Raw genomic sequence first — 23227 nt, forward strand, 5'->3', positions numbered from 1 at the left:
AGAAGGCTTTCAACGTCCTTCTGCTCTATAATCGAAAAAGTTTCCTTGCGTTCTCGCTGAATATTTTGCGTTTCTTCTCCTCCGGCAAACGGCGCAGTATCTGTGTTGGATCGTCGAAATCCCAATGAGGGTAATCACTGGAGAACAACAGCATGTCCTCTGCGTCGAACATCTCGAACATCATATCCAGATGCTTCAGATTGTTCGGCTCCTCGATCGGCTGGGTCGTCATAAAGCAATGATCCCTTACATATTCGCTTGGCATCCGCTTCAACCATGGCGCGGACGAGCGCAGCGCCTTGAAATTTTTATCCAGCCTCCACAATAGCGGAGGCAGCCAGGTGACGCCGCCTTCGCACAATACGACCTTGAACTCCGGATATTTCTCGAACACGCCTTCGCAAACGAGGCTGACCAGATGAGCCATGTACGTCTGCGGCAAACAGGTATGCCATTGCAAGTAGTTCGAGACGTAGCCGACGGCCGTCGGCGGATTAAAGATACCGCCGCCTTCGGCGCCGGGGTGTATGAGGAGCGGCAGCTTATGGCGCTGACAGGCTTCGTAGATCGGATGGAAATATCGATCGCCGTAAGGCATGCGGGAACCGCCAATAACACTGACGGCAACGATGTCCGGATGGGGCGCGATTCGGTCAATCTCGCGAACGGCCTGGGCAGGGTCCTGCATCGCGACGCACATGTATCCCTTGAACTTTGAACTGACCGGGAACCATTCGGCAATGACATAGTCGTTATAGGCGCGGCAGATAGCGGCGGCGTAATCGGGATCGGCGAATCCGGAGATGCCGATAATCGAATCCGAGCAGAGCAGCGCATATTCAACGTTTAATGGATGAACATAATGCTCCAGCATATAAGCCGGATCCGAGCCGACCGGCAATCCGCTCGGCGGATCGGCGTCCTTCCTTTTGTTCCCGACCGGAGACGCATAAGGCGCACCGGCGCTTGGCACGCCGAAGCGGGCAGCCTGGCTGCGCCAAGGCTCATCCAGATAAGGGAGCAAATCTCCCCCGCCCCGAAACTGGTTGTGTACGTCGCAATCGATTACAGGCATCGTCTCTTGCTTGTCTGTTAGCATCCTTCCGTCCCCTCCTTCTGCTTCGGTTGGCCGATTACAATGCCGATCTGTCCATCCTCCTCGATAACGGGATAGCTTCGCGCCCTCACTTTATCGCTAAATAGCGATTTGCCGGTCTTAATATCGAATTCCCAGCCGTGCCACGGGCAGCGCAAAATTTCCCGATCCCGTCCATAGATAAACTCATACACTTGCGATTCGAGCGTCGTGCCGCATACCGGACCTTTGCACAACTCGGCCCCTTGGTGAGGACAATAATTGTTTATGGCATAATATTCGCCTTTAACATTATATACACCGATAGAGCGTCCCTCGATTTGTACAATTTTGAAAGTCCCCATCGGAATCTCTTCTGTCCTCGCAACTGGATAGACAGCCATCCAATCCCCCTCCTTATCGTTGATCGCATCTTAATTTTAGATCGAATGTGATCGTATTACGATTGCTAATTCAATTATTATTTGTACGATTCTAATGTATACTTTAATTAGCAATCCTATTTTATAAATCAACCTAATAAGGGAGGCGACTGAAGTTGATTGAGCTTTTAGCCGTTTGTCTGGACGATATGAACCCCGATTGGCACATCGAAGAGAATCCAACCTTGACAGACATACTTATACTAATTGTCCATGGACGGGCTATATATAGTTTGAACGGGGAGACAGTCGAATTGAACAAAGGGGATATGTTGTTTATCCCGCAAGGCGTGCTGCGGTCAGGCGTCAATGCTCCCGAAGGACCTCATCAGAAGTATTCTTTTCACTACAAACCGTATAATCCGGGGCAGTTCCCGTTTGACAGTGCCCGCACATATCGCAAAGTGAAAACGAGAAACCTCGATTTGATGAAAACAAGGTTCGCAGCGCTGGAGCATCATTGGTTCCGACGACTCCCTCATGGCGAACTGATCAGCACCGGCATCGCGATCGAACTGCTTGGTTATTACTCGAGGGAATTAGCGGAGGAACGAATTGCTTCCGTCAAGCTGCGGCTTATGCAGGAAGTTCAGGATTATATACGGAAGCATTACAGAGAGCCCATTCGTATCGAAGATTTATCTAATCACATCAACCGGGCGCCAAACTATATCACGCAAACGTTTAAAGTCGTAACGGGGATGACGCCCATATCCTACATGCATCAAGTTCGTATCTACGCCGCGCGAGACTTGATCCTCGACTCCAGGATGACAATCGGAGAAGTGGCCGAATATCTGGGTTACAGCGATCAGGCTTATTTCAATCGAATGTTCAAGCGTATCATGAGCTACCCTCCATCTTATGTTCATCGCGAGATGAAACGGTAGGAACCTTAACATGATCGAAACGTGGGGAAGGAACGCCTAAGAACATCTCGGCGCTCCTTCGCATGCAGCGGACATGCGAAGGAGCACGTCGTTCATCGCGTTTCTCGACAACAGCTAGTTCTAAACGTAGCATTGTGATCGGTTTCATACACATTTGCCCTTGTACCCTTGCCAACGCACCGTTGTACTCGGTTTTTCATACACATTTGCCCTCGTATCCTCGCCAACGTCGCATTGTACTCGGTTTTTCATACATATTTGCCCTCGTATCCCCGCCAACGTCGCATTGTACTCGGTTTTTCATACACATTTGCCCTCGTACTCCCGCCAACGTTGCATTGTACTCGGTATTTCATACACATTTGCCCTCTTATCCCCGCCAACGTCGCATTGTACTCGGTTTTTCATACACATTTGCCCTCGTATCCCCGCCAACGTCGCATTGTACTCGGTTTTTCATACACATTTGTCCTCGTCCCCCCGCCAACGTCGCATTTAAAACGTACAATTAGCGTCGCCGGTGTCCGTTAGCCCATTCTTCCCCACAGTTCGAGGACATGCTCCCCTTCCCGAGCAAAAGAAAAAGACGACACATTGCTATGCCGCCTTAGTCATGCATGCCATTCGAAGCCTGAAGGGCTCTCGCCACGGCAAACCGGAATGGAAGTCTGGTTGTTGCGCTATATCCCACCTCGTATTATCCTGTACCAGCAGCTCGAATGTCCCTCGTTCACGACACATCAATCAATAGTTGCTCCGATGGTCGCTTCCCTTCAATGATTGTCCCCCTCAGCCAGCCTCTTGTCGTAAGTCAATTGGATCAGAATGCCGAAGGGATCCCGCACAATGCCATACGCTTCGCTGAACACAACCGGACCGAGAGGGGTAATGACTTCCGTTCTTGCATCCTGAGTGAGTGATTCGTACATGCTTTCGATCCGCCACTTGTCCGCTGACTGAAGGCACAGCGACATATGGTTGCCTGCCAGGTATCTTTCGTCAGGAACCATCGTTTCTTCCGCCAGCATGATTTTGTGGACGCCCACCTCCAGAACGGAATGCGAGATCCAATGCTCCTTCCCTTCCTCCACGACCATCGTTGGGTCCAGCTTCTTCATATCCTCGTAAGTCACTGTATACACCGCTTTCGCTCCAAGATGACGGGTATAAAATTCAATGGCTTCTCCCCCCGCTCCATTCATCGATAAAAAGGTCACTACTTCGTAATTCATCCATTCGTCCTCCTTTTATATGTTCATCCTGTTCAGTCTGTACAAGGAACAGTATAATACTCATAGGTTTCAAATTCTGATACCATTGGGGCGAATATGAAAAAATACGAAGTTCTTTATAAAATCATGAACTATGTTTACCATCAGGACCGCTTCACCCTTCGAGAGTTAATGACGGAGTTTGCTCTCTCCAAAAGCACTGCTCTCCGATACATTCAATCGCTTGAAGATATCGGAGTCCCTTTATATTCCGAGCCGGGGCGATATGGCGGGTACAGAATTTTGGACTCTTACAGCATCCCTCCGGTCACGTTTTCGCCGCAGGAAACCTATGCTTTGTTTTTCTCCATGAAAGGCATGGAGCTGCTGGGTTCGTTGCCGTTCAAAGCGGAATACGACGCCATTCAGCATAAATTTCTTCAATCCGTGTCTCCCAAAATAAAAAACATGCTGGAGCAAGTCGGCTCCCGCGTGTCATTCGGAACGGCCAAAATAACAAATGAATGTCCGCAGCTCGAGAAACTGTTCCAAGCGATTATGTATCCGTCCGTCCTGCGAATCAGGTATCAATCTCCGAAAGCGGTAACGGAGCGTCGAATCCAGCCGATCGGCCTGCTCGCGGATCGCGGGAACTGGTATTGCCCATCCTTCGATTTGGACAAAGGGGAATACAGGGTTTTCCGTTGCGACAGAATCTTGCAGGCCGAGACTCTTACAGAAGAACCTCTCCCCTGGCTGCAGGATTTCGATTTGAATAACCGCCTTGACTTGGCGACCAGAAGCCAGTCCGCGATTGACTACCGAATCGAGCTGACGAGCGAAGGCAAAGCCATTTTCGAAAGGAACCATGATCCTCGCATGTCGTTAACCGAAACTAACGGCAAAAGCGTGGTATCCGGTTGGACCGAACCTGCTGAAACGCCATATTTGCTGCAGTACATTCACCAATTCGGCTCTTGTCTACGCGGTATCCATCCGGATTCCATCAGGGATCCCTTCGTTAAGGAGCTCGAAGAATTGAGGGGGAGGTTGACAAGCACGCTCTCTTGATCTGGCATATGAGGTCCAAGCACACACATTCCGATAATAGGCAAGTCGAAGCACTCTCATTCCGATAATGGGCAACTCGAGGTCCCATTATTAGTTCGAAACCGATGGAAGCCACCCGGCAACAGCTAGTTCTAAAGGACAACAGCGACGTTATTTGATGAAATTTCAACGTTTCTGATTTCTAAGGGACATAGGGAGGCCGTCTATTCATTGTGCAAAGGTGAAATTGCGGGCAAGTGTCCGGTAAGAAATGAACGGGAGTAACTGTAACGGAAATGAGAGGCGTTATTACAGTAAAAAGCCACACTTCGCAAATCTAATGGAACTGACAGCCCTTATGAGGGGCAAAAGTCCAGGGTTTGCCTGGATTTCTCACGAATAACGTCGCAGAGTTCCGTTGGATTTTAAAATCACGCCAAACGATCCATATAAAGGCCCTCACTTCCGTTAACACGTTGGCGAGGATGGATTGCAGCTTCATTTCCAGTTTTGCACACCATGAATCGACGGCCTCATAGACGACCTTATTCCCGCCAATCAAGCTACAATTCGCTTCGGATTGGCGTAATAGGGCCTTCTATGTCCGTTAGATTATTATATTGCTTAAAAACGAACAAGTAGCGTCGCTGGTGTCCGTTAGCCCACCCAGTCCCCCTTCCCGAGCAAAAGAAAAAGACGACACATCGCTATGCCGCCTTAGTCATTCATGCCATTCTAAGCCTGAAGGGCTCTCGCCACGGCAAACCGGAATGGAAGTCTGGGTTATGTTAGATTTGTAACTCCCCAAGCTTAATCAGCTCGACAACCGCTTGCGAACGACCTTTGACGTTCAACTTCTGCATGACATTGGAAATATGATTGCGAACGGTCTTCTCGCTGATAAAAAGTTGTTGCGCTATATCCCGCGTCGTTTTGTCCTGTACCAGCAGCTCGAATACCTCTCGTTCACGATGCGTCAGTAAAAACTTGCTCTTGTGGTCGCTTCCCTTCAATGTGTGTCACCCCTCCTTGCTCGGGTTTTTATGGTATAACAAGGTCAAGGGATACAGTCAACTTATCATATGAAGGGGGCAGGGCATTGGTGCTGTCTATGCACAAAATAGGCGCAATAGAACGAGGTCACTCCTTGATCGCGGCATGTACGATGAGCCGATGCGTAGGGTCGACGACGGGGTCGCAGGTAATAAGCGTCAAGCGCTTGTCCTTATCATTGTAATTCAGGACGGACACGTCCGTTGGCAGTACGATAGACGTATCGTACACGATGTAGGTGAACTTGCCGGTTTTGGTCTCGATGATAATCTCGTCGCCGACCTTTACTTCGTTCAGCCGGTTGAACAGCTTGCCCTTCGCCCGCATTCGATGCGCGGCGATTGCAGCATTGCCGATCTCCCCGATGGGCGCCGTTTCCTTTAAGTGGGCGGCTGCCGACTTCATGTTCTTCTGCGTCGCGCCTTCCAGCACCGGCAGCTTAAGCTTGATGCTCGGTATCCGGATTGTCGCGATTGGCTCTACCTTGCTTTCGGCAGGTATCGCCGTCGGTGACGGTTCGCTCACGGCGGCCGTATCCGTTGGGACAGGAGTGCCGGTTTCCTCCGCATCCAGCTCTTCGAACAGGGTCGTCAATCCGCCATATTGCTCCAGCGCCGTTTGACCGGCTTCCTCGTTGGTCTCGCCGATCTCCCACTGCGCCATTAATTTCTCCTGCTGCTTGTCATTGTACCACTCGCTTGCCTTAGGGTATGCAAGAATGACAATACCGATCAAGACAAGACTATATGCGATCCAACGTCTCATGATCAACCTCCATTCTCTCCAAGCTCTACGGCTTTCTTGCTGCGATCACCCGCGAAAACCCAGCGTTTGCTTCCATAAAAATTCAGTCCCAATATAAAAATCGTAACGACAATCTTGCCCAGCCAAGCCGACCATCCAAGAAGCTGCACAGCACCGCTTAACATTCCGATCGACAGAAGAAGCATGGCTCCGTTCCAGACGAGAAATCGAAGCTGCCGGCGCAAGGCCGCTCCCGTTCTGCCGGACGACTCCCGCTGCTGAGAGCGGAAAGTTATGGCGTTGTTAAGCAGATAACTGTTCGCCATCCCAGCCAAGTAGGCCAGCGTCTGTGCAACTGCATAATGGAGAGACAGCCATGTTAATAAGGCGAACATGCCGAAGTCGACAAGTGTGTTAAGAACGCCGATCAAGCCGAACATCACCAGCTGCGGCAGCCATCCCTTATTGCCTTTACCGGCCATCCCGATTCGCCGCTTTCCGCTCGTCCGAAGCCTTTGGGCCTTCCTCAGCCGCATGTTCATGCTCCTTGTATCCCAACGTTTCGCGCACGATGTACAACGGCCGATCCTTGGATTCGTCGTAGATACGACCAATATATTCCCCTATAACGCCAAGAAGAAGGAGAATAATGCCGTTGAACAGCAAACTAAGACCTACGGTCGTCGTCCAGCCCTCAATCGTCGTCGACGTGAACAGCCTCTGATAGAGGATGACGATCAGATAGATAAAGCTGCCGAGCGACAAGAAGAAGCCGAGATAGGTCGCGATCTTAAGCGGCTTATGGGAGAACGAGGTAATCGCGTCCAGCGCGAAGCCGATCATCTTTTTGAGCGGATATTTGGTTTCGCCCGCGAATCTTTCCTCGCGAACGTATTCAACGCTGGTCTGCCGGAATCCGATCCAGCTGATCAGGCCGCGCACGAATCTGTTTTTTTCCTTCAGCCCGCGTAGCACATCGCACACTTTGCGGTCGATCAGGCGGAAGTCGCCCGTATCGAGAGGGATTTCAACGTTCGTCATACTCCGCAGCAGCCGGTAGAAGGCCAAGGCCGTCAGCTTTTTAAAGAGCGTCTCGCCCTTGCGCTTTAGTCTGCGGCCGTAGACGACCTCATACCCTTCCTTCCACTTTGCAATCATCTGCAAAATAATTTCGGGCGGATCTTGCAGATCCGCATCGATAACGACGATCGCAGCGCCCTGGGCATAATCCATACCTGCAGAGATCGCGATCTGATGCCCGAAGTTGCGGGAGAAGTCGATAAGACGCACATTGGGATCGGCGCTGGCGATCAGCGCCGTTTTCTCCACCGTCCGGTCGCGGCTGCCATCGTTTACGAAGATGAGCTCGTACGGCTCGCCCGAAGCGTCCATCACTTCCTTCAGCCGGCCGTAAGTATGGTCGATGACCTCTTCTTCGTTGTACATCGGCACGATTACGCTATATTTGACTTTAACGGACATTTTGCCATTTCTCCTCGCTTCAATAACCTTGGGTCGATCTAAAATAACCAGCTTGGGAACCAGCGCAGCAGGACGTCGACGTACCACTTCGGCACCAGCATGCCCGAGAGAGCCGGATAGAACATGACGAACAATCCGATCGCCGCAGCGACATACGCATTTCTCGCCTTGGCGAAGCCGGGGCGAAGCTCTTCGACATGCTTCAGACAATAGACCGTAGCCAGTATAATAAACGGCACCATTGCAAAATAGTGGTACAGGAACGTCTCCCGCGGCACCAGCATCCACGGCACATATTGGGCCAGGAAGGCAATCCAGATCATGTAAGCGGATCTGTCCTTTCGCTTGATGCTGATATAAGCCGTCGCCATCATCGTAAACAAACCGATCCACCAGATAAGCGGATTGCCCATCGCCACGATCGTGGACTTCATCCCTTCAGGCAGCTCGCTGCCGGAATAATACCAGACGGGACGCTTCATGAACGGCCACTCCCACCAGGAAGAAGAGAAGGGATGGGACGAGACGAGCTGGCTGTGATAGTTGTACATATGCGTCGTGTAATCGACTAGCGCCTTCAGCGTATAGCCGCCAGACATGACGTTTAGAATCGGAATGTACGAAAGAGCGTAAATGCCTGCCGGAACTCCAATATAGAACAGAAGGCAGGCCGCTAGCGTAATGATCGTGTTGCGCGGGAACAAGCGGGACGCCCGTTCCAGCTCCGTCCGGTTGTATCCGTCCAGCCCGTCGCCTTGCTTTAGTCGTCTCTTAGCCGCCGCGTATTCCTTGTAACGATCGATCAGCGACAACGCCAGCATGATGGCAAGACCCGCTCCGCCGTACAAGACGATCCACTTGGAGGCGACGCCCAGACCGAACGCCAGTCCGGCCAGTCCCAGCGGCACGAACGTCGCCAAGAGAGACGATCGGTAGAAGTTCATCGTGACGTATCGATGCATGAAATAAAACATCAGCATAATGAAGAACACGCCGTATACGTCGATTGTCGCAATCCGCGTCTGCGTGAAATGCATGAAGTCTGCCGCAAGCAGCAACGCGGCGATCGCGGCGAACGTCGTTCCTCCAAACAGCCGTCTCGCCATGAGATAGATAAGCGGAATCATCGCCGCGCCGAACAAAGTGCCGGCGATCCGCCATCCGAACGGATTGAGTCCGAACAGCTTGATGCCTATCGCGATAATAAGCTTGCCAAGCGGCGGATGCGTATTTTCGTACGCAACGAGACCTTCCAGATTTTCGTAGGCCGTTCGGGCATGATAGATTTCGTCGAAATAACTGCCCTTCATAAATTCGTGATTATAAACCATCAGCTTTTGCTCATCGAACAAATTCGTTATCGCGCCGCGCTTCGGCTCCTTATCGCTCAGAGCGACGATAGAGCTGATGGGCAGCGGCTCCTTGCTGCCGGCTTCGTAGATGCCAAGCTCGTTCATCGAGAAGCCGGCTCCCGTGACGGTCAGCTTGACGTAACGCGCCTTCACGTCGAGCTGCTGGCTCTTCCATGCGAAGACGTACACATGATTATTGTCGACCTCGATCCGGTTATTCCAAACATCCGGCGTCTCGGCGAATTCGTAGGCGTAAGTCCCCGTGCCAACGCCGCCGAAGCTGGTAAGCCGCTCGAGCTGCTTCACTTCTCCCAGATCGACGTAGAAACCTTCGCCGGCCGAGGAGGGATGCCAGACCGTCTCCGGATCTTTGAACGATCCCAGATTGACGAGCGCCACGATGGTATACACGGCCGTAATACCGCCCATCCACCACCAATCCTTGCGGTTCAACCGGCGGAGACCCGCGGATCGTTCGCCGGTCCGCACACGGAACGGTTCCAGCCGCTCGGCATCGGCTCGCAGCCGATCGTCGGGCTGCAACATCTCCGCCTGCTGTCGATTGCCGTTCCGGTAGAGATCGTGTCCAACGTACAATCCGTATAGCAGCAAGCCGATATTCGCCAGCGAACACAGGATGACCACGCCGTCCGTCGGCACATTGGTCGTCTGCTCGCTGAACTTAAGCACGTAACTCATATTGATAAAATTCGTTATCGTGAAGCCGAAGAACAGCCGCAGCATTCTGCGGTCCATAGACTGAATATACGCGAATAAGCTGAGCAGCATAACAGGGAACATGTAACGTTCGTGCATCTTGGTTACGCCGATAAATACGATGGCGATCAGGATCATCGCCACATAGAATGACCGGTCCTCGTTATTCCGCTTTACACGGGCGAACGAAAGAAGAAGAACCGCCAGCACAGCGGCCCCTATAAACAGACTACCCCATGTCTGATAGGGAATAAACAGCCATTTGTCCGTCAGCGGCGCCCAATTCCCGCCCGTCAACGAATACAGATTAAAGGCGTTGAGCGTCGCATAAGGGTAAGAAGACAACGTCCCTTTGTACAGCTCGTAGACGCCCTTTAGTCCGCCATGGCCCCAGAAAAACGGAAGCGCAAGCAGAATGAACGTCCCGAAGCCGTAATAGGCGCTGACCGCAACATCCTTCCACTTTCGTCCAAGCAGCAAGGCGACAAGCAGGATGGGCATAAAAATAAAGGTTTGCGGCTTAATCAGCGCCGCGATCGCATACCAGACCGATGCCCTGCCGAACTTGCGCTCCGCCATGCCTGCGATCGCAAGCGTCAGCACCAGCGCAAACACGGCGTCGACTTGCCCCCATGCCGCGGAGTCGAGAATGGCTGCGGGATTAAACGCATAGATCAGCGCAAGGCCGATTGCCGGAGCCTCGCCCAGCTTGCCTCTCGCCGCGCGATAGATAACGGCTGCGGCTACGAGATCCGCCGCGATGGCAGGAAGCTTGTAGAGCAGCAGAGTACCGGCGCTGCCTGCTGCAAAACCCAGCCATTCTTTGATCAGCCCTACTATGTACAACACGTAAATATAACCTGGCGGGTAGTCGACGAATATATTGGTATGGTAGAAACCCGCAATGCCCTCTTTCACCACTTGATCCGACCAGAACGTAAAAAGCGCGATGTCGTTGGCGTAACCCTCATGGCTAAGTCCAATTGCGATTCGAACCGCTAACGCGGCGGCAAAGCCTCCGTATAACAATAGATCGCGAACCTTGTTATTGCCCCGCAGCCGGTCCTGCTGCCTCAGGAGCGCATTCCGGACGACCGCGAAAAAGACCGTAAACAGTGCGGCGAACAGCAGCGTCGAAAGGATCGACACCTTAATCGGCGCCTGCTCCTGTTCGTCGCCGCCGCTGACCGGCGAAGACGCAAGCGAGAATTCGACCGCTCCCGCCGGCGTCTCGCCGACTTCCTCGACCGACACGCCGTCGAATGCGGCGCTTCCGGCATTAATGCTGCCGTAGCCCCCCACGCTGACGCCGATCGTGATTTCCTTCTGATCCTTGGCCGTTCGTCCGTAATACTCCAGGTAAGACCATTGACCGCCTGTGTCGTGAACCTGCGGATATTGGACCGCCACTCCCTCTACGGACAGATAAGCGCCGTAAGCGTCAAGACGCAGCCCCTCCGCCTTTACGTAACCGGAGATTCGGTACAGCTTGTCCGATTCGACCCGGACCGTCTGAATAAATCTGGCATGATTATCGCCATGATTCCGAATGGATGCCGCTCCTTCGCCCGATTGGGCGGAGCCAAGCTCGACCGAATATTCGGTAGAGACATCGTCTTTGATCCAGGCTTCAGTCGTCCAATTGACCGGCATCCCGCCCTCGGTTTGCTCGAAGTCGCCGTTTACGACCAGGTTGCCTGCCGCATGCGCGGGGAGGACGCTGCAGAGCCAGAGTGCCAGCAGCATCAGCGGAATAGTCAAGCGGCGTAGACCAGCTTTATTCATCTCGGTTCACATTCTCCTTCATCTATCTCATCTAGATTCTCAATAAAATATGGCAGTCATTACAATCATACAGATTCACTTTATCGAATGGAGATGCCGAGGTCAATGTCCGCGGGCAAAATACTGTTGAATTATTCCAAACAGAAGCATGCTCCCCCTTTCAAATGGTTGTGAATCTAGTACGGGCAGCCCGTTCGCGGAATACGTTAATAGAAACGTTCCGAACCGGGACGGCTCTCTCACTTCCGAAGGAGGCAGTCATCAACATGCATAAAATCATAATGAACGGCACCGGTCATGCCATGTATGTCAATCCGGGCGATAAGCGTGGCGGCAGAATGAAGCGGTACGCCGGCTTGTCCCAACCCGCCGTGACGGCATTTTGGCGCAAGGCCGTGAGCCTGCTGGAGCCGGCCATCGTGGTGGACGCGGGTGCCAATTATGGAGAGATCCTGCTGTCCGCTCAATATCCCGTTTATACCGAGATCGTGGCGATCGAGGCCAACGAAGGACTGCGTCCCTACTTGCTTCGGTCGATCGGCGATCATCCCAACAGCCGTCAGATGAAGGCGGTATTCGCCTTCGTATCGGACGTGGCGGATAACACGATATCCTTCTACGTCGACCAGTCGCACTCCGGCCTTTCCTCGGGCCACCCTTCCGGCTCGCGTGCCGTCAAATCAACCTCCATCGGTACCGTCACGATCGACAGCCTGTTCCAGGATCGTATCATTCAGGGTGGAACCTTGTTATTCAAGATGGACGTGGAAGGGTTCGAATGGCAAGCCATAAAGGGCATGAGCAAGCTGCTGGACAGCTGCGCCGGCGCGATCGGCTGCATCGAATTTAACCGCAGCTACATGATCGAAAAAGGCATCGACCTGAACGGGTTTATCGATTTCCTCTCCGAACGGTTTCTGCTTTACGCGCCGGACGCGAGTGGAAGACTCATCCCGATGGAAACTCCGGTGCACGAAAGCATCGCAAGACACTTCAATGCGGACAAAACCTGCAACGACCTTGTGCTCTCCACAAACGCCGAGCTCGTAAGCAAGCTGGAGAGCTGAAACACGACAATAAACGGCGCCGCCAAAGGGAACCAAGCTTCCCCTGGCAGCGCCGTTTGCATTTGTGACAGAGCCTCAAAGCAGCTCCGGCCTCTCTCTATCAGCCTCCTCGCCCCGCAAGAGCATCCTTCACGATCCCGACGAACTCCCGCGCTCTGGCGCCGTTGCTATGATAGCGATGGATAAAGTCATACCCCCGTCCCGTAATGGCGTTCCTCGCCTCCGCGTCCGCGCGATACCGCCTAGCAAGCTCCAGTATGCCGGTACGTCCGCAGGCTACGAAGTTGTCTCCGTCCTTAAAGCCCAGCTCTTCGATGTCCGGATTGCTCTCCGCCAGCATCAGCGTCCTGCAGCCCGGAATTTCGAAAAACTTGGCAACTGGGATTTCCAGCACGCTGCCGCAAGTGAAGGCCATCATGGAACCGTTAATGGCCCGCGCGTACGTATCATGCACGAACAGTCCCGGCCGGTAAGGCGTCCGGTGCCCGGGATGGCGGTAATGGACAAATCCCTCTTCCCGCGACATAGCCTTTAGTACTGCGGAACGGAACGGGTATTTTTCCTCCATTAATCCCATGAGCGAATAAGCCGTGTCCTTGGGCAAGCCGTAATCCCGGATCATCTCCGGATTGACGCCGAACGGCAACCAGCGGAATCGCGGCAGCATCTCCGGGAACGCCTTGAGGAAGGGATATTTGCTGGCGGATAAAATAAGATCCGGCTTCGCATTCCGTTCGAAATATTCCTTTCTGGCGGCAGGCAGGTAATGGACGTCCAGCACGTAACACGCCTTCAAAATACCGACGTTCTCCAGTCCCGTGATATGGGGGGCAAAAGCGTTTCGCCATTCGATGTCGTAATGGAAAATAATGTCCGGCCTCTCCGGCAAACTTTCCAATATGGCGCGAATATCCCCGTCCTTGCTCCAATACGTCACTTCGGCGACATCTTCGATCGCCTTCAACATATCGAATTTGTGCACATGCTTCGGATATGTCACGTCGAACCGCTTCACGAGCATCAGTACCTTAAGCCGCCTATCCATGCCCTTGATTCTCCAACCACTGATCTTCCGGCACATCTCTTAGTTTGCGAGCGGGATTGCCCGCTACGATCGTCCGCTCCGGCACATCCTTTGTCACGACGCTGCCTGCCGCCACGACGCCGTCCCGATGAATGACTCTGCCCGGCAAAATCGTCGCGCCCGCTCCGATCCTGCCTCCCTGCTTAACCGTCACTCCCTTGAACCTGGAAAATCTGGCAGAGGAGCGCGCCAAATAGTTGTCGTTGGTCGTCACGACGCAGGGGGCGACGAAAACGTCGTCCTCCAGCACGGAATATGCGCAGATATAGCAATTCGTCTCCAGCTTGCAGCGAGCGCCGACCTCGCAGTCGTTCTCGATGGCGGCGCCGCGTCCCACTATCGTCCCCGTCCCGACCCGGACCCGTTCGCGCACCGTCGCCAAATCCGCCACCAGGACGTCCGGCTGCAGCCTCGCCCCCCGATAGATAATCGCTCCCGTTCCGATCGTGCAGCCCTTCTCGATAAACGTCGGATGCAGGACGACGCCGTCGCTTGTCGTCGCGGATCGTTTGGCCTTCATGGGGAGCTTGCCGATCACGGCATGATCGTGAATGCGGACATCGTCTCCAATGACGGTATCGTCGTGGATGACGGCGCCGTGGCCGATCGTAACCCCGGCCCCGATCACGACGCCGCGCCCAAGCGTGACGCCATCTCCGATCCTTGTCGTTCCGCTCATCCCTCTCACTCTCCCTTACGTGTATTGAATCACTTTGGAGATGATATAATCCTGCTGCTCCCTTGTCAGATGCGGCGAAAGCGGCAGCGCGAACGAATGGGCGCAGGTTTTCTCCGTTACGGGCAGATCGCCCGCCTTGTAGCCGAGAAACGTCAGCGCCTGCTGCAAATGCAGCGGACACGGGTAATAATGACCGGACGATATGCCGTCTCCCTTGAGCCTCTCCATCAGCTCGTCGCGATGCTCGTATTGCGCGGCGTAAAGATGGTACACGTGCCCTGCCTTATCCATGACCGCAGGCAGTCTCAGCGGGGTATGTCGCAATCCGTTATTATAATATTCAGCCGCCTGCCTTCTACGATCGTTCCACTCCTCCAGTCTCTTAAGCTTCACTCTGATGATGGCCGCCTGAAGCGGATCCAGCCTGCTGTTGACGCCGATTGTTTCGTGAAAATATTTTTTACGGCTGCCATGCCGGGCAAGCAGCCTGGCTTCGTTGGCAATCCGTTCATTATTCGTGACGATGATGCCTCCGTCTCCGTAACCCCCCAGATTTTTTGTCGGGAAAAAGGAAATGCAGCCCGCGTCTCCCATGGCGCCGACGGGACGGCCTTCCAGCGTCGCCCCGATGGCTTGACAGGCATCCTCGATCAGTTTGAGGCCATGCCGCTCCGCCAGGGAGGAAAAGGCCGACATGTCTGCCGGCTGGCCGAAAATATGAACCGGCAAAATCGCTTTGGTACGCGGCGTAATGCGCTGCTCCGTGTCTAAGGGACACATGTTGTACGTTGCGGGATCAATATCAGCGAACACGGGAACGGCTCCCCGGCGCACGATCGCCTCCGCCGTAGCGAAAAACGTGAACGCCGTCGTGACGACCTCGTCTCCAGGTCCGATGCCGGCCGCCTCCAGCGCAAGCGCCAGCGCATCCGTACCGTTCGCGACCGATACGGCATAAGCGGCGCCGGTCAATGCCGCGATCTCGGCCTCAAGCCCCTCGACCTCGGGTCCCGCGATATATTCGCCGCTGGCCATAACGCGCAGGAAAGCAGCGTCGATCTCGTCCTTCAGCTCCCGATATTGCGCGCGCAAATCGATTAACGGAATTTTTTCCATCCTATCCCTTCTCCCTCCAGACCATGCCGCCCATATGAAACGCCTCGTTGATCGGCAGCTCCACGACAAGACCGCTCATTATCGATTGATAGATGCCAAGCACGGCCTCCAGCGCGGGAAGAGTCGACTCGGCCGAAGCGATGGGCGACTCTCCGCCACGGATTGCGGTCAAAAGCTCGCGATAAAGCGGCGTATGCGACAGCTTGATATCCGTGTCAGGTACCTTGGATAAAGTCCGTTGCTCGGAAACGGAGTCGGCGCCCTCCGAACCATGGTTATGTTCGAAGGTCCATACCGCCGCTTCTTGCAAGGCCGTGCCCTCAAAGGATGCAGTGCCGCGAGAGCCGAACAGGCTGATGGAAGTGCCTAACGTTCGGGGATAGACGCCCGTTGACGCCTCGATAATGCCGACAGCCCCGCTTTTGAACCGCAGCAGCGCCGCTCCGACATTTTCGACGCCGATAAACTGCCCATGGATGCCGGCAAGCGCATATACGGATTGGAGCGGACCCAGCAGCCAGATCAGCAGATCGACATAATGAATGCACTGGTTGATGAACAAACCGCCGCCCTTGCTCCAATCCTCGCGCCACGGCCCGCTTCTGTAATAGGCTATATCGCGATTCCATCTCATCGCAACGGCGCCGTGACCGATCTCGCCGAACCGTCCCTCCTCAACAGCAGCTTTCATCGCGGCAATCCGCGGGGAATAACGCGCTTGAAACGACACGGCCAGCTCCAGCTTTTTTGCTCGGGCAAGACGGATAAGCTCCCTTGCCTCGCCCATGGACAACGCAAGCGGCTTTTCGACCAGCACATGTTTGCCCGCTTCAAGCGAACGCAGCGCGATCCGGGCATGGGAGTCGCTGCTCGTCGCCACGACAACAAGATCGAGCTCCGGTCGCGTCAGCATTTCATCGATATCCGTATGCAGCGTTGCTCCCGGGAACCGCGGGATTCCGGCGCGATGGGCGAAAACGCGGAGTCGCTCCTCCGAGATGTCGCAAAGCGCCGCGATCTCCGCCCCGCCGCCCAACTCGGCAATAGCCGCAACATGTTTTTCCGCAATGGCCCCGCATCCGATGATCGCAATACGCATCACAGTCATGAAACGCCCCCGCTCCCAAGCCTCATCGTAACGGCGCGCCCTCCGCGGCCTCTCGTCACATTGCGGGTATCGTAAATCAGCGGCGCATGCTCCATCATTAGATCAAGCGGCATGCCGCTGTGATACGTCGCAATAATGACGCCGTCGATGCTCGCCAGAAATTCAGGCGTCAGCTCGGTTCTCTGAAGCTTCTTCTCCCCGACCGCAAGTTCGCTGATATAGGGGTCATCGTAATAAACCTTGGTTCCTTCCAGCATAAGAAGCTTCATGATATCGATCGATGCCGACTCGCGGCTGTCCGCAATATCGGACTTATAAGCCGCCCCGTATACAAGGATGGAGGAGTCGGCCAGCGGCTTGGGAGCAACGCCTTGCTTTAGCTGCTGCACGACATACAGCGGCATTCGGTGATTGATGCCGTTCGCCAAGCCGATAAAGTCCGAGCTCATGCCGTATTGCTTCAGCTTCCATTGCAGATAGGAAGGATCGACGGGAATGCAATGGCCGCCAATGCCGGGACCTGGATAGAAGGGATGATAACCGAACGGCTTCGTCGATGCGGCCTGAACTACCTCCCAAATGTCGAGTCCCAACTTATCGCAGGCGATTGCCATTTCATTAATAAACGAGATATTGACGAGCCTGTAGGCATTTTCCATGATCTTCGTCATCTCGGCTGCATCCGTGCTGGAGACGGGATGGACGGCCGGGAAGACATGACGATACAGCTCGGATACTTTCTCCAGGCAGCGATCGCTTATGCCGCTTACGATCTTGGGGATACGATGGATGGGGAAGTCCGCGTTGCCGGGATCAACCCGCTCCGGGGAATACGCGACATGGAAGTCCTCTCCCGCTCGCAGACCCGACTTGGCCAGCAGCGGCATAAGCACTTCCCTGGTCGTGCCGGGGTAAGTCGAGCTCTCCAAGACGACGAGCTGCCCCTTTTGCAAGCCGGCGCCTGCTTGAGTCGCCGCCATTTTGAGGTAGGCGAGATCGGGCGTGCCGTAAGCCGTCAGCGGCGTCGGCACGCAGATGATGATGGCCTCGGCTGCTCGAGCTGCGGAATGCTGCGTTGTCGGAATCAATCGCTCCGCAATCGCCTCGTTAATCACTGCGTCTTCTATTTCGCGAAGATAGCTTTTGCCATTCTGAAGCTTGCTAATTTTAGAAGCATCCGGATCGATTCCGATCACTCGAAATCCTTGCTCTGCGAATAGCAGAGCCAGTGGCAGCCCCACGTAGCCCAAACCCATGATCGCCACGGTTCTTCGCTCGTCCGCAGACTCGATGCGGTGCTCCTCCTTTATTGATGTCAATTTTCTCGCCTCTTTCCCAGCATGGATATGAAACAGCTAGAATACTATATGACCGGGCAAGCTGTGACGAATGGACGAAACGACAAAAAACCGCCTCCTTTGGGAGCGCGGCGGCGGCGGCCCGGAGACGGTCCTATAAATACCTCTTCAAACTCAGCTTATTCCAGCAATCTGCCGCTGAATCGATGGCCATAGGGCCGAATCAGCTCATCGCTGCTTTTAGTCGTTCGCGGCGGGAAGATTCGTTCAACCATTCCGTTAAACTCCATAATATAATGCTGAACGGGGAAGCCTTGCAGGGAATCGTTCTGATAGGCGTTCATCCGGCCTACGAAATCAGGGTTCGCGGAGACGTACACCAGCTCGATATTGGGCCGCATGGCTTTGAGTGCCGAAGAAACCTGTTCCGTCAGCTCGTCGTTCAATCGTTCCTGTCCTGTCGACAGGGTTCCAATCCTTCTGCCGGCCTCCGTTCCCTTGGCTCCGGACAACCCCATGTAAGTACGGCTTAGCGTGCCGATTCCGTCGCCGCTTGCCTCCTTGTCCAACGATACCGCCACGTAGGCGTTATAATCCGCGAGCATGACGACCGCATGATGAATGCCCGCCACCTCTTGCACCAGCTTCTCGCCGAATTCCGGCTTGATTTCCAACCGATAATTGCGATGGGTGCCAACGAGATTGTTGCTGCTCAGCCTGCGGCCATTGACCCGGTTCATTTCGTTTTTCTGATCATCCGCGAATCGCTTGTCCGTCAGCAGCCGATTGCCATTCGCATCGTAACGCACTTCATTTGTGCGCAAATTTTTATTGCCAAGATCGCCTTGTTTCTCCATAGAGCAGCCGCCAAGCATGCCTCCAAGCACGATGCATGCCGTTAGCAGCGTCCAAGCGCCGCGAGAGCGGATTATCATAATCAATCCTCCTCCTGTTCGTCATCCGATAATGATACCTTTGCGACAGATTCCAGTCTTATCGTTTGCCGAAAGGAGAGAGGTTATTCATACGATCAGCGTTGATCAGCGTCAGCGGATTTCATTGACAGCCGTATTTACAAAAGGTAAGATGTTAGTATCAGATATTAGTACCAGGTGCCAATAATAAAAATATACGAAAGGTTGTGTAGACCCGTGAGCAGAAAAGCCGATATCCCAAGCAAAGCCGCTTACCGATCCAACTCCCGTATTGCCGCAATAGGAACTTATGTGCCGGACAATGTCATGACCAACGCGGACCTGGAGAAGCTGGTCGAAACCTCCGATGAGTGGATCGTGCAACGGACCGGCATAAGCGAACGCCGAATTTCGGCGCCGCATCAATATACCAGCGATTTGGCCTGCCGTGCGGTTGCCGACCTGGCTTCCAGGTACGATGTGCAACTGGACGATGTTGATTACATTATTGTAGCCACCTCCACGCCAGATACCATATTCCCCAGCATCGCGGCTGGCATTCAGGCCAAATTTGGCATAGCCCAATGCGGAGCGATCGACATCCAAGCCGCCTGCGCGGGTTTCACCGCAGGTCTGCAGCTCGCAAACGGGCTTCTCATGACCGGGCTTCATCATAAAATATTGGTCGTAGGAGCCGATGCCTTGTCCAAAATTACGGACTACTCCGATCGTACGACCTGCATACTGTTCGGCGACGGAGCGGGCGCCGTGTTGGTGGAACGAACTATTGATGGAGAGGGAGACTTCCTGGGCTCCTTCGCCCGGACCGACGGCAACGGCGGACGGCATGTCTACGCCAGCCATTTGTCGTCGCGAATCGGCGAATACGATCTTGTGCCGAGCGGCAAGCTTGTACAGAATGGACGCGAGGTGTACCGATGGGCGCTTTCCAGCGTCTCGGAAGGAGTTTCGGAGCTGCTTGAGAGCGCCGGTTTGGCTGCGCATCAAGTGGATTGGTTCGCTCCGCATAACGCCAATCAGCGAATCATAGAGGCGCTATGCGAGCGATGCGGCTTTTCAGAGGATCAAGCGCTGTCTTCTATCGCGAAGTACGGCAACACGTCGGCCGCCTCTATCCCGCTTGCGATGGATGACGCCGTCAAGGACGGAAGACTGCAAGCGGGGAATCACGTTTTGCTTCACGGCTTCGGCGGAGGCTTGACGCAAGCTGGCGTTATCCTTCGCTGGTCGTTTTAAGGACACGGCGTGACACGGCGTGCCCCCGCTTGGCCCATAGAGCAGGTCTCGCTGTATATGCCCAATACGCGGCAAAGAGCCGTTCCGGAAGGGTTGATGGTTAAATCATCTTCCTCCGGGAGGGCTCTTAGTTTTTCCAACTTATTTCAGTTTTACGCTGGAAATAATCTGGGAGCCGATGCCGAAGTCCATGGCCACCTTCCCCGTCCGCTTCGTAATTTCGTGCGCAAGCACGACAGCATTGACGCCGCAAGAAACAAGGGCGATATCGAATTCGTCCTGCCTGCTTTCGATCTTGGCCAGCGTCTCGTCCATCATTTCATACCTTTCGAAGGGCAGCGTAAACGGAATGCTCAGATTGTAGGGCGGCCGAATAAGCCGCTGCTTTGTCCCTCCGGCCCATCTGGAGATCAAAATGACGCGGCTGCCCTGCTCCGACAGCATTTCCCAGAAGGGCTTGAAATAGATCAGCTCGCGATTGACGATTGCATTGCACAACGCTTTGGGTTGCAATCCGAAGTGGTTGAAGATTTTGTCCGTAAGCGGACGTTTATGATTGGGATGCGCTCTGATCGTATTGTCGTTCTGCGCCAGAACGCCTACGATATCGGCTTCCTTGATCGCCTCCACCATACGGTCGCGGATTTCGATATTGGGTATACGAACGCCTTTGCGGCCCTCGTTTGCGATTTTCACCCACAACTGGCTTAGTGTCTGCTGCATCGTGTAGACCGAATCCTGCGACAGCACAAAATTTTCGCCGTCGCCGATCCGGACGAGAAAGAAAGGGGTTTTATTGGACAGCGAATCCCGGATCCTCTCCACGATGATTTCCTTCGCCAGCAATTGATCGTTGGTAATATGGGATATCAATGCAATTCGCACCTCCGTTGCTTCTACATGCTTTCTTGCATCAATATATGTGCCCTGCCGTAGCTTGCTTGGACCCTTGTCTTGCCGTAAACCTTGCCGGAGCAAAAGGGGCTAGTCCGGCTAGCTTCTTCTCATCCGGCTCGCCGTCCAGCAGATCGGCGATAAGCCGACCCGTTGCCGGGCTTAACAAGATGCCGTTGCGGTAATGTCCGGCAGCCATCAGCCACTCTCCCTTGCCTCCCGCAGCTCCGATCAGCGGCATCCCGTCCGGTGTGGCAGGACGCAACCCAGCCCAGCCAAACGCAGGCTTATTCCCCCTCAGGTCCGGTAGAAAACGGTCGGTTGCCCTCGTTAATCGCCCAATGCCATGCTCTGTTACGCTGGTTTCGTAACCCGCCACATCCTCCGATGCCCCGCAGACGACCGTGCCGTTCCGCTTGCTTACCCAGTAAGCCTGGCTGGTGAATACGATGTGCCGCAAAGGTTCTCTCCATTGCGCGGGAGAGGAATAAGAACAAATTTGGCCCCTTATAGGATGGACAGGCAGATTCAGACCCAAATGTTGTTCGTATGCCGAGGACCATGCACCTGGACATAGGACGACACGATCGGCAGCCAGCACGGCAGGCAGTCCGCTCATGGCGATTCGGCTCCCGCCGATGTCCGATCGGTGAAGCGATTCGACAGTGCCGGCGTGCTCCAGTATTTGGACGCCTGTACGCTTGCATGCCGCAGCAAGCGCTTCGACCAGCTTCGGCGCGTACACGTGGCTCTCCTCTGGTAGGTAGACAGCCCCGACGGCTTCTTCGGCAAGCGCAGGCTCCAATCCCCGAAGCTCATCCTTGTCGATCAGCTCCGCCCCGGCTCCCCAGCCGTTCTGCCACCGCATTCTGCCCTCGGCTGGCAGCAGATCGGCTTCATGCTGCAGGATGTTTAAGCTGCCGGATCTCTCCCATTCTACCGACATGCCCGATATCTCCTCCACGCTGCGAATCCATTCCGGATAAAGGCGCAGGCTGCCCAGCGAGAGGCGGAAGAATGCATCGGCCCCCTCGGGATTCTCCGAATACGGAGCCAGCATGCCGGCAGCGGCGCCGGACGCCTGGCCGCCGATTCTGCCCGGCTCCGCAAGCGTTACCCTATGACCGCGAAGCGCAGCCTCGAGGGCGCAGGACAAGCCGATAATACCGCCTCCGAGCACGATAACGGATTGCCTCCGCGAGTACGCGCTCATGTCGGTCCCGCGGCAAACAGGGAACCGGCTTCGTCGCTGCTGGCGGAAGCATATCTTTTCCTCGGAATGCGTCCTGCCTCGTAAGCGATCCGTCCCGCTTCGATAGCAAGCGCGAAAGCCTTCGCCATTCTAACGGGATTCCCCGCCTTCGCTACAGGCGTATTGGCCAGAATGCCAGCTGCTCCAAGCTCCATCGCTTCCGCGGCATCCTTGGGAGAGCCGATTCCCGCATCCACAATTATGGGAACATTCGCCTCTTCGATAATAAGCGACAGATGATAAGGATTAAGAAGTCCAAGTCCCGTCCCGATCGGAGAGCCTCCCGGCATGACCGCGGCTGCGCCCGCTTCCTCCAGGCGCTTGCAAAGAATCGGATCATCCGATGTATACGGCAATACGACGAAACCTTCTTTGGCGAGCTGCTCCGTCGCTTTTAACGTCTCGATGGGGTCGGGAAGAAGAGTAACGGGACTTCCGCTGATCTCCACCTTGATCCAATTGCCGAGTCCGGCCTCCCGTGCCAATCTGGCAATCCGAACGGCTTCCTCCGCCACTCGCGCGCCCGATGTATTAGGCAAGTAAGTCAGCTTTTTTCCTTCCAGATGCTGCAGCACGGAATCGTCTTCCGTATGCTCCAGATTGACGCGTCTAACGGCGAAGGTCACAATTTCGGCGCCGGATTCGACTAGCGACTCCCTAAGCTCGGCGGGACTGGGGAATCTCCCCGTCCCGAACAGAAACCGCGAGCCAAACGTTACTCCCGCGATCGTCAGTCCATTCTGCTGGTTCATCATT

General features: G+C 54.5%; 21 protein-coding genes. 4 read left to right on the top strand and 17 right to left on the bottom strand.

Annotated features, from left to right (window positions below; all coding sequences use genetic code 11):
• Positions 1–25: 25 nt before the first annotated feature.
• The gene (locus tag KJW29_RS15235) at positions 26–1099 is read right to left on the bottom strand and encodes an amidohydrolase family protein (protein ID WP_214630425.1); all 1074 of its coding nucleotides are present in this window, start codon (positions 1097–1099) and stop codon (positions 26–28) included.
• Entirely contained in the window at positions 1093–1479 is a 387-nt protein-coding gene (locus tag KJW29_RS15240; RefSeq protein ID WP_214630426.1) for a Rieske (2Fe-2S) protein, read from the bottom strand. The genes KJW29_RS15235 and KJW29_RS15240 overlap by 7 nt, the downstream gene beginning before the upstream one ends.
• A 155-nt stretch (positions 1480–1634) precedes the next feature.
• Between KJW29_RS15240 and KJW29_RS15245 the strand changes: the two genes are divergently transcribed.
• Positions 1635–2408, top strand: coding sequence for an AraC family transcriptional regulator (locus tag KJW29_RS15245; RefSeq protein ID WP_214630427.1), 774 nt, complete (start codon positions 1635–1637; stop codon positions 2406–2408).
• 773 nt (positions 2409–3181) lie between these two features.
• Here KJW29_RS15245 and KJW29_RS15250 read toward each other — a convergent pair.
• Entirely contained in the window at positions 3182–3640 is a 459-nt protein-coding gene (locus KJW29_RS15250) for a VOC family protein (protein ID WP_214630428.1), read from the bottom strand.
• Positions 3641–3736: 96 nt separating this feature from the next.
• Here KJW29_RS15250 and KJW29_RS15255 point away from each other — a divergent pair, with 96 nt between their 5' ends.
• On the top strand, positions 3737–4690 hold the full coding sequence (locus KJW29_RS15255; protein WP_214630429.1) for a helix-turn-helix transcriptional regulator: 954 nt from the start codon (positions 3737–3739) through the stop codon (positions 4688–4690).
• A gap of 767 nt (positions 4691–5457) precedes the next feature.
• Here the strand turns inward: KJW29_RS15255 and KJW29_RS15260 are convergent.
• The 5 genes from KJW29_RS15260 to KJW29_RS15280 all read right to left on the bottom strand — a co-directional run bounded on the left by KJW29_RS15260 (position 5458) and on the right by KJW29_RS15280 (position 11802).
• Entirely contained in the window at positions 5458–5682 is a 225-nt protein-coding gene (locus KJW29_RS15260) for a helix-turn-helix domain-containing protein (RefSeq protein ID WP_006040330.1), read from the bottom strand.
• 127 nt (positions 5683–5809) lie between these two features.
• Entirely contained in the window at positions 5810–6487 is a 678-nt protein-coding gene (locus KJW29_RS15265; protein ID WP_214630430.1) for a class D sortase, read from the bottom strand.
• Between the two features lie 2 nt (positions 6488–6489).
• The gene (locus tag KJW29_RS15270) at positions 6490–7002 is read right to left on the bottom strand and encodes a GtrA family protein (protein ID WP_214630431.1); all 513 of its coding nucleotides are present in this window, start codon (positions 7000–7002) and stop codon (positions 6490–6492) included.
• Entirely contained in the window at positions 6938–7948 is a 1011-nt protein-coding gene (locus KJW29_RS15275; RefSeq protein WP_214630432.1) for a glycosyltransferase family 2 protein, read from the bottom strand. The genes KJW29_RS15270 and KJW29_RS15275 overlap by 65 nt, the downstream gene beginning before the upstream one ends.
• Before the next feature lie 38 nt (positions 7949–7986).
• Positions 7987–11802, bottom strand: a complete 3816-nt coding sequence (locus KJW29_RS15280; RefSeq protein ID WP_214630433.1) for a glycosyltransferase family 39 protein — start codon at positions 11800–11802, stop codon at positions 7987–7989.
• A 266-nt stretch (positions 11803–12068) separates the two neighbouring features.
• Here KJW29_RS15280 and KJW29_RS15285 point away from each other — a divergent pair, with 266 nt between their 5' ends.
• Entirely contained in the window at positions 12069–12869 is an 801-nt protein-coding gene (locus KJW29_RS15285) for an FkbM family methyltransferase (RefSeq protein WP_214630434.1), read from the top strand.
• Positions 12870–12969: 100 nt separating this feature from the next.
• Here KJW29_RS15285 and KJW29_RS15290 read toward each other — a convergent pair whose 3' ends face one another.
• The 6 genes from KJW29_RS15290 to KJW29_RS15315 form a co-directional block, all read right to left on the bottom strand.
• The gene (locus tag KJW29_RS15290; RefSeq protein WP_214630435.1) at positions 12970–13914 is read right to left on the bottom strand and encodes a glycosyltransferase family protein; all 945 of its coding nucleotides are present in this window, start codon (positions 13912–13914) and stop codon (positions 12970–12972) included.
• Positions 13907–14632 carry an acyltransferase gene (locus tag KJW29_RS15295; RefSeq protein WP_214630436.1) on the bottom strand — a complete coding sequence of 242 codons (726 nt, stop codon included), beginning with the start codon at positions 14630–14632 and terminating at the stop codon, positions 13907–13909. Before KJW29_RS15295 ends, KJW29_RS15290 begins: the two co-directional genes overlap by 8 nt.
• A 15-nt stretch (positions 14633–14647) precedes the next feature.
• Entirely contained in the window at positions 14648–15748 is a 1101-nt protein-coding gene (locus tag KJW29_RS15300; protein ID WP_214630437.1) for a DegT/DnrJ/EryC1/StrS family aminotransferase, read from the bottom strand.
• Position 15749: 1 nt separating this feature from the next.
• A complete protein-coding gene (locus tag KJW29_RS15305; protein WP_214630438.1) occupies positions 15750–16856 on the bottom strand; it encodes a Gfo/Idh/MocA family protein in 1107 nt (368 codons plus the stop codon).
• Positions 16853–18175, bottom strand: coding sequence for a nucleotide sugar dehydrogenase (locus tag KJW29_RS15310; RefSeq protein WP_246608730.1), 1323 nt, complete (start codon positions 18173–18175; stop codon positions 16853–16855). Before KJW29_RS15310 ends, KJW29_RS15305 begins: the two co-directional genes overlap by 4 nt.
• 158 nt (positions 18176–18333) lie before the next feature.
• Entirely contained in the window at positions 18334–19089 is a 756-nt protein-coding gene (locus tag KJW29_RS15315; RefSeq protein WP_214630439.1) for a YhcN/YlaJ family sporulation lipoprotein, read from the bottom strand.
• A gap of 216 nt (positions 19090–19305) precedes the next feature.
• Between KJW29_RS15315 and KJW29_RS15320 the strand changes: the two genes are divergently transcribed.
• Positions 19306–20325, top strand: coding sequence for a ketoacyl-ACP synthase III (locus KJW29_RS15320; RefSeq protein ID WP_281426363.1), 1020 nt, complete (start codon positions 19306–19308; stop codon positions 20323–20325).
• Positions 20326–20466: 141 nt separating this feature from the next.
• Here the strand turns inward: KJW29_RS15320 and KJW29_RS15325 are convergent, their stop codons facing one another.
• The 3 genes from KJW29_RS15325 to KJW29_RS15335 are packed head-to-tail and all read right to left on the bottom strand — an operon-like array spanning position 20467 to position 23226.
• Complete coding sequence (locus tag KJW29_RS15325; RefSeq protein ID WP_214630440.1) at positions 20467–21210, bottom strand: GT-D fold domain-containing glycosyltransferase; 744 nt, start codon at positions 21208–21210, stop codon at positions 20467–20469.
• Positions 21211–21238: 28 nt separating this feature from the next.
• Positions 21239–22432, bottom strand: a complete 1194-nt coding sequence (gene thiO, locus KJW29_RS15330) for a glycine oxidase ThiO (protein ID WP_214630441.1) — start codon at positions 22430–22432, stop codon at positions 21239–21241.
• Positions 22429–23226, bottom strand: a complete 798-nt coding sequence (locus KJW29_RS15335) for a thiazole synthase (protein ID WP_214630442.1) — start codon at positions 23224–23226, stop codon at positions 22429–22431. The genes thiO and KJW29_RS15335 overlap by 4 nt, the downstream gene beginning before the upstream one ends.
• Between the last annotated feature and the right edge of the window lies 1 nt (position 23227).

Source organism: Paenibacillus agaridevorans (genome assembly GCF_018604145.1).
GTDB classification, from domain to species: domain Bacteria; phylum Bacillota; class Bacilli; order Paenibacillales; family Paenibacillaceae; genus Pristimantibacillus; species Pristimantibacillus agaridevorans.

What these genes read in the sequence shown, in the direction of transcription:
- KJW29_RS15300 (WP_214630437.1), bottom strand. Translation starts at nt 15,748, where the DNA reads ATGGAAAAAATTCCGTTAATCGATTTGCGCGCGCAATATCGGGAGCTG.
- KJW29_RS15285 (WP_214630434.1), top strand. Translation starts at nt 12,069, where the DNA reads ATGCATAAAATCATAATGAACGGCACCGGTCATGCCATGTATGTCAAT.
- KJW29_RS15270 (WP_214630431.1), bottom strand. Translation starts at nt 7,002, where the DNA reads ATGCGGCTGAGGAAGGCCCAAAGGCTTCGGACGAGCGGAAAGCGGCGA.
- KJW29_RS15290 (WP_214630435.1), bottom strand. Translation starts at nt 13,914, where the DNA reads ATGGATAGGCGGCTTAAGGTACTGATGCTCGTGAAGCGGTTCGACGTG.
- KJW29_RS15305 (WP_214630438.1), bottom strand. Translation starts at nt 16,856, where the DNA reads ATGACTGTGATGCGTATTGCGATCATCGGATGCGGGGCCATTGCGGAA.
- KJW29_RS15280 (WP_214630433.1), bottom strand. Translation starts at nt 11,802, where the DNA reads ATGAATAAAGCTGGTCTACGCCGCTTGACTATTCCGCTGATGCTGCTG.
- KJW29_RS15315 (WP_214630439.1), bottom strand. Translation starts at nt 19,089, where the DNA reads ATGATAATCCGCTCTCGCGGCGCTTGGACGCTGCTAACGGCATGCATC.
- KJW29_RS15265 (WP_214630430.1), bottom strand. Translation starts at nt 6,487, where the DNA reads ATGAGACGTTGGATCGCATATAGTCTTGTCTTGATCGGTATTGTCATT.
- KJW29_RS15335 (WP_214630442.1), bottom strand. Translation starts at nt 23,226, where the DNA reads ATGATGAACCAGCAGAATGGACTGACGATCGCGGGAGTAACGTTTGGC.
- thiO (WP_214630441.1), bottom strand. Translation starts at nt 22,432, where the DNA reads ATGAGCGCGTACTCGCGGAGGCAATCCGTTATCGTGCTCGGAGGCGGT.
- KJW29_RS15235 (WP_214630425.1), bottom strand. Translation starts at nt 1,099, where the DNA reads ATGCTAACAGACAAGCAAGAGACGATGCCTGTAATCGATTGCGACGTA.
- KJW29_RS15255 (WP_214630429.1), top strand. Translation starts at nt 3,737, where the DNA reads ATGAAAAAATACGAAGTTCTTTATAAAATCATGAACTATGTTTACCAT.
- KJW29_RS15295 (WP_214630436.1), bottom strand. Translation starts at nt 14,632, where the DNA reads ATGAGCGGAACGACAAGGATCGGAGATGGCGTCACGCTTGGGCGCGGC.
- KJW29_RS15240 (WP_214630426.1), bottom strand. Translation starts at nt 1,479, where the DNA reads ATGGCTGTCTATCCAGTTGCGAGGACAGAAGAGATTCCGATGGGGACT.
- KJW29_RS15275 (WP_214630432.1), bottom strand. Translation starts at nt 7,948, where the DNA reads ATGTCCGTTAAAGTCAAATATAGCGTAATCGTGCCGATGTACAACGAA.
- KJW29_RS15250 (WP_214630428.1), bottom strand. Translation starts at nt 3,640, where the DNA reads ATGAATTACGAAGTAGTGACCTTTTTATCGATGAATGGAGCGGGGGGA.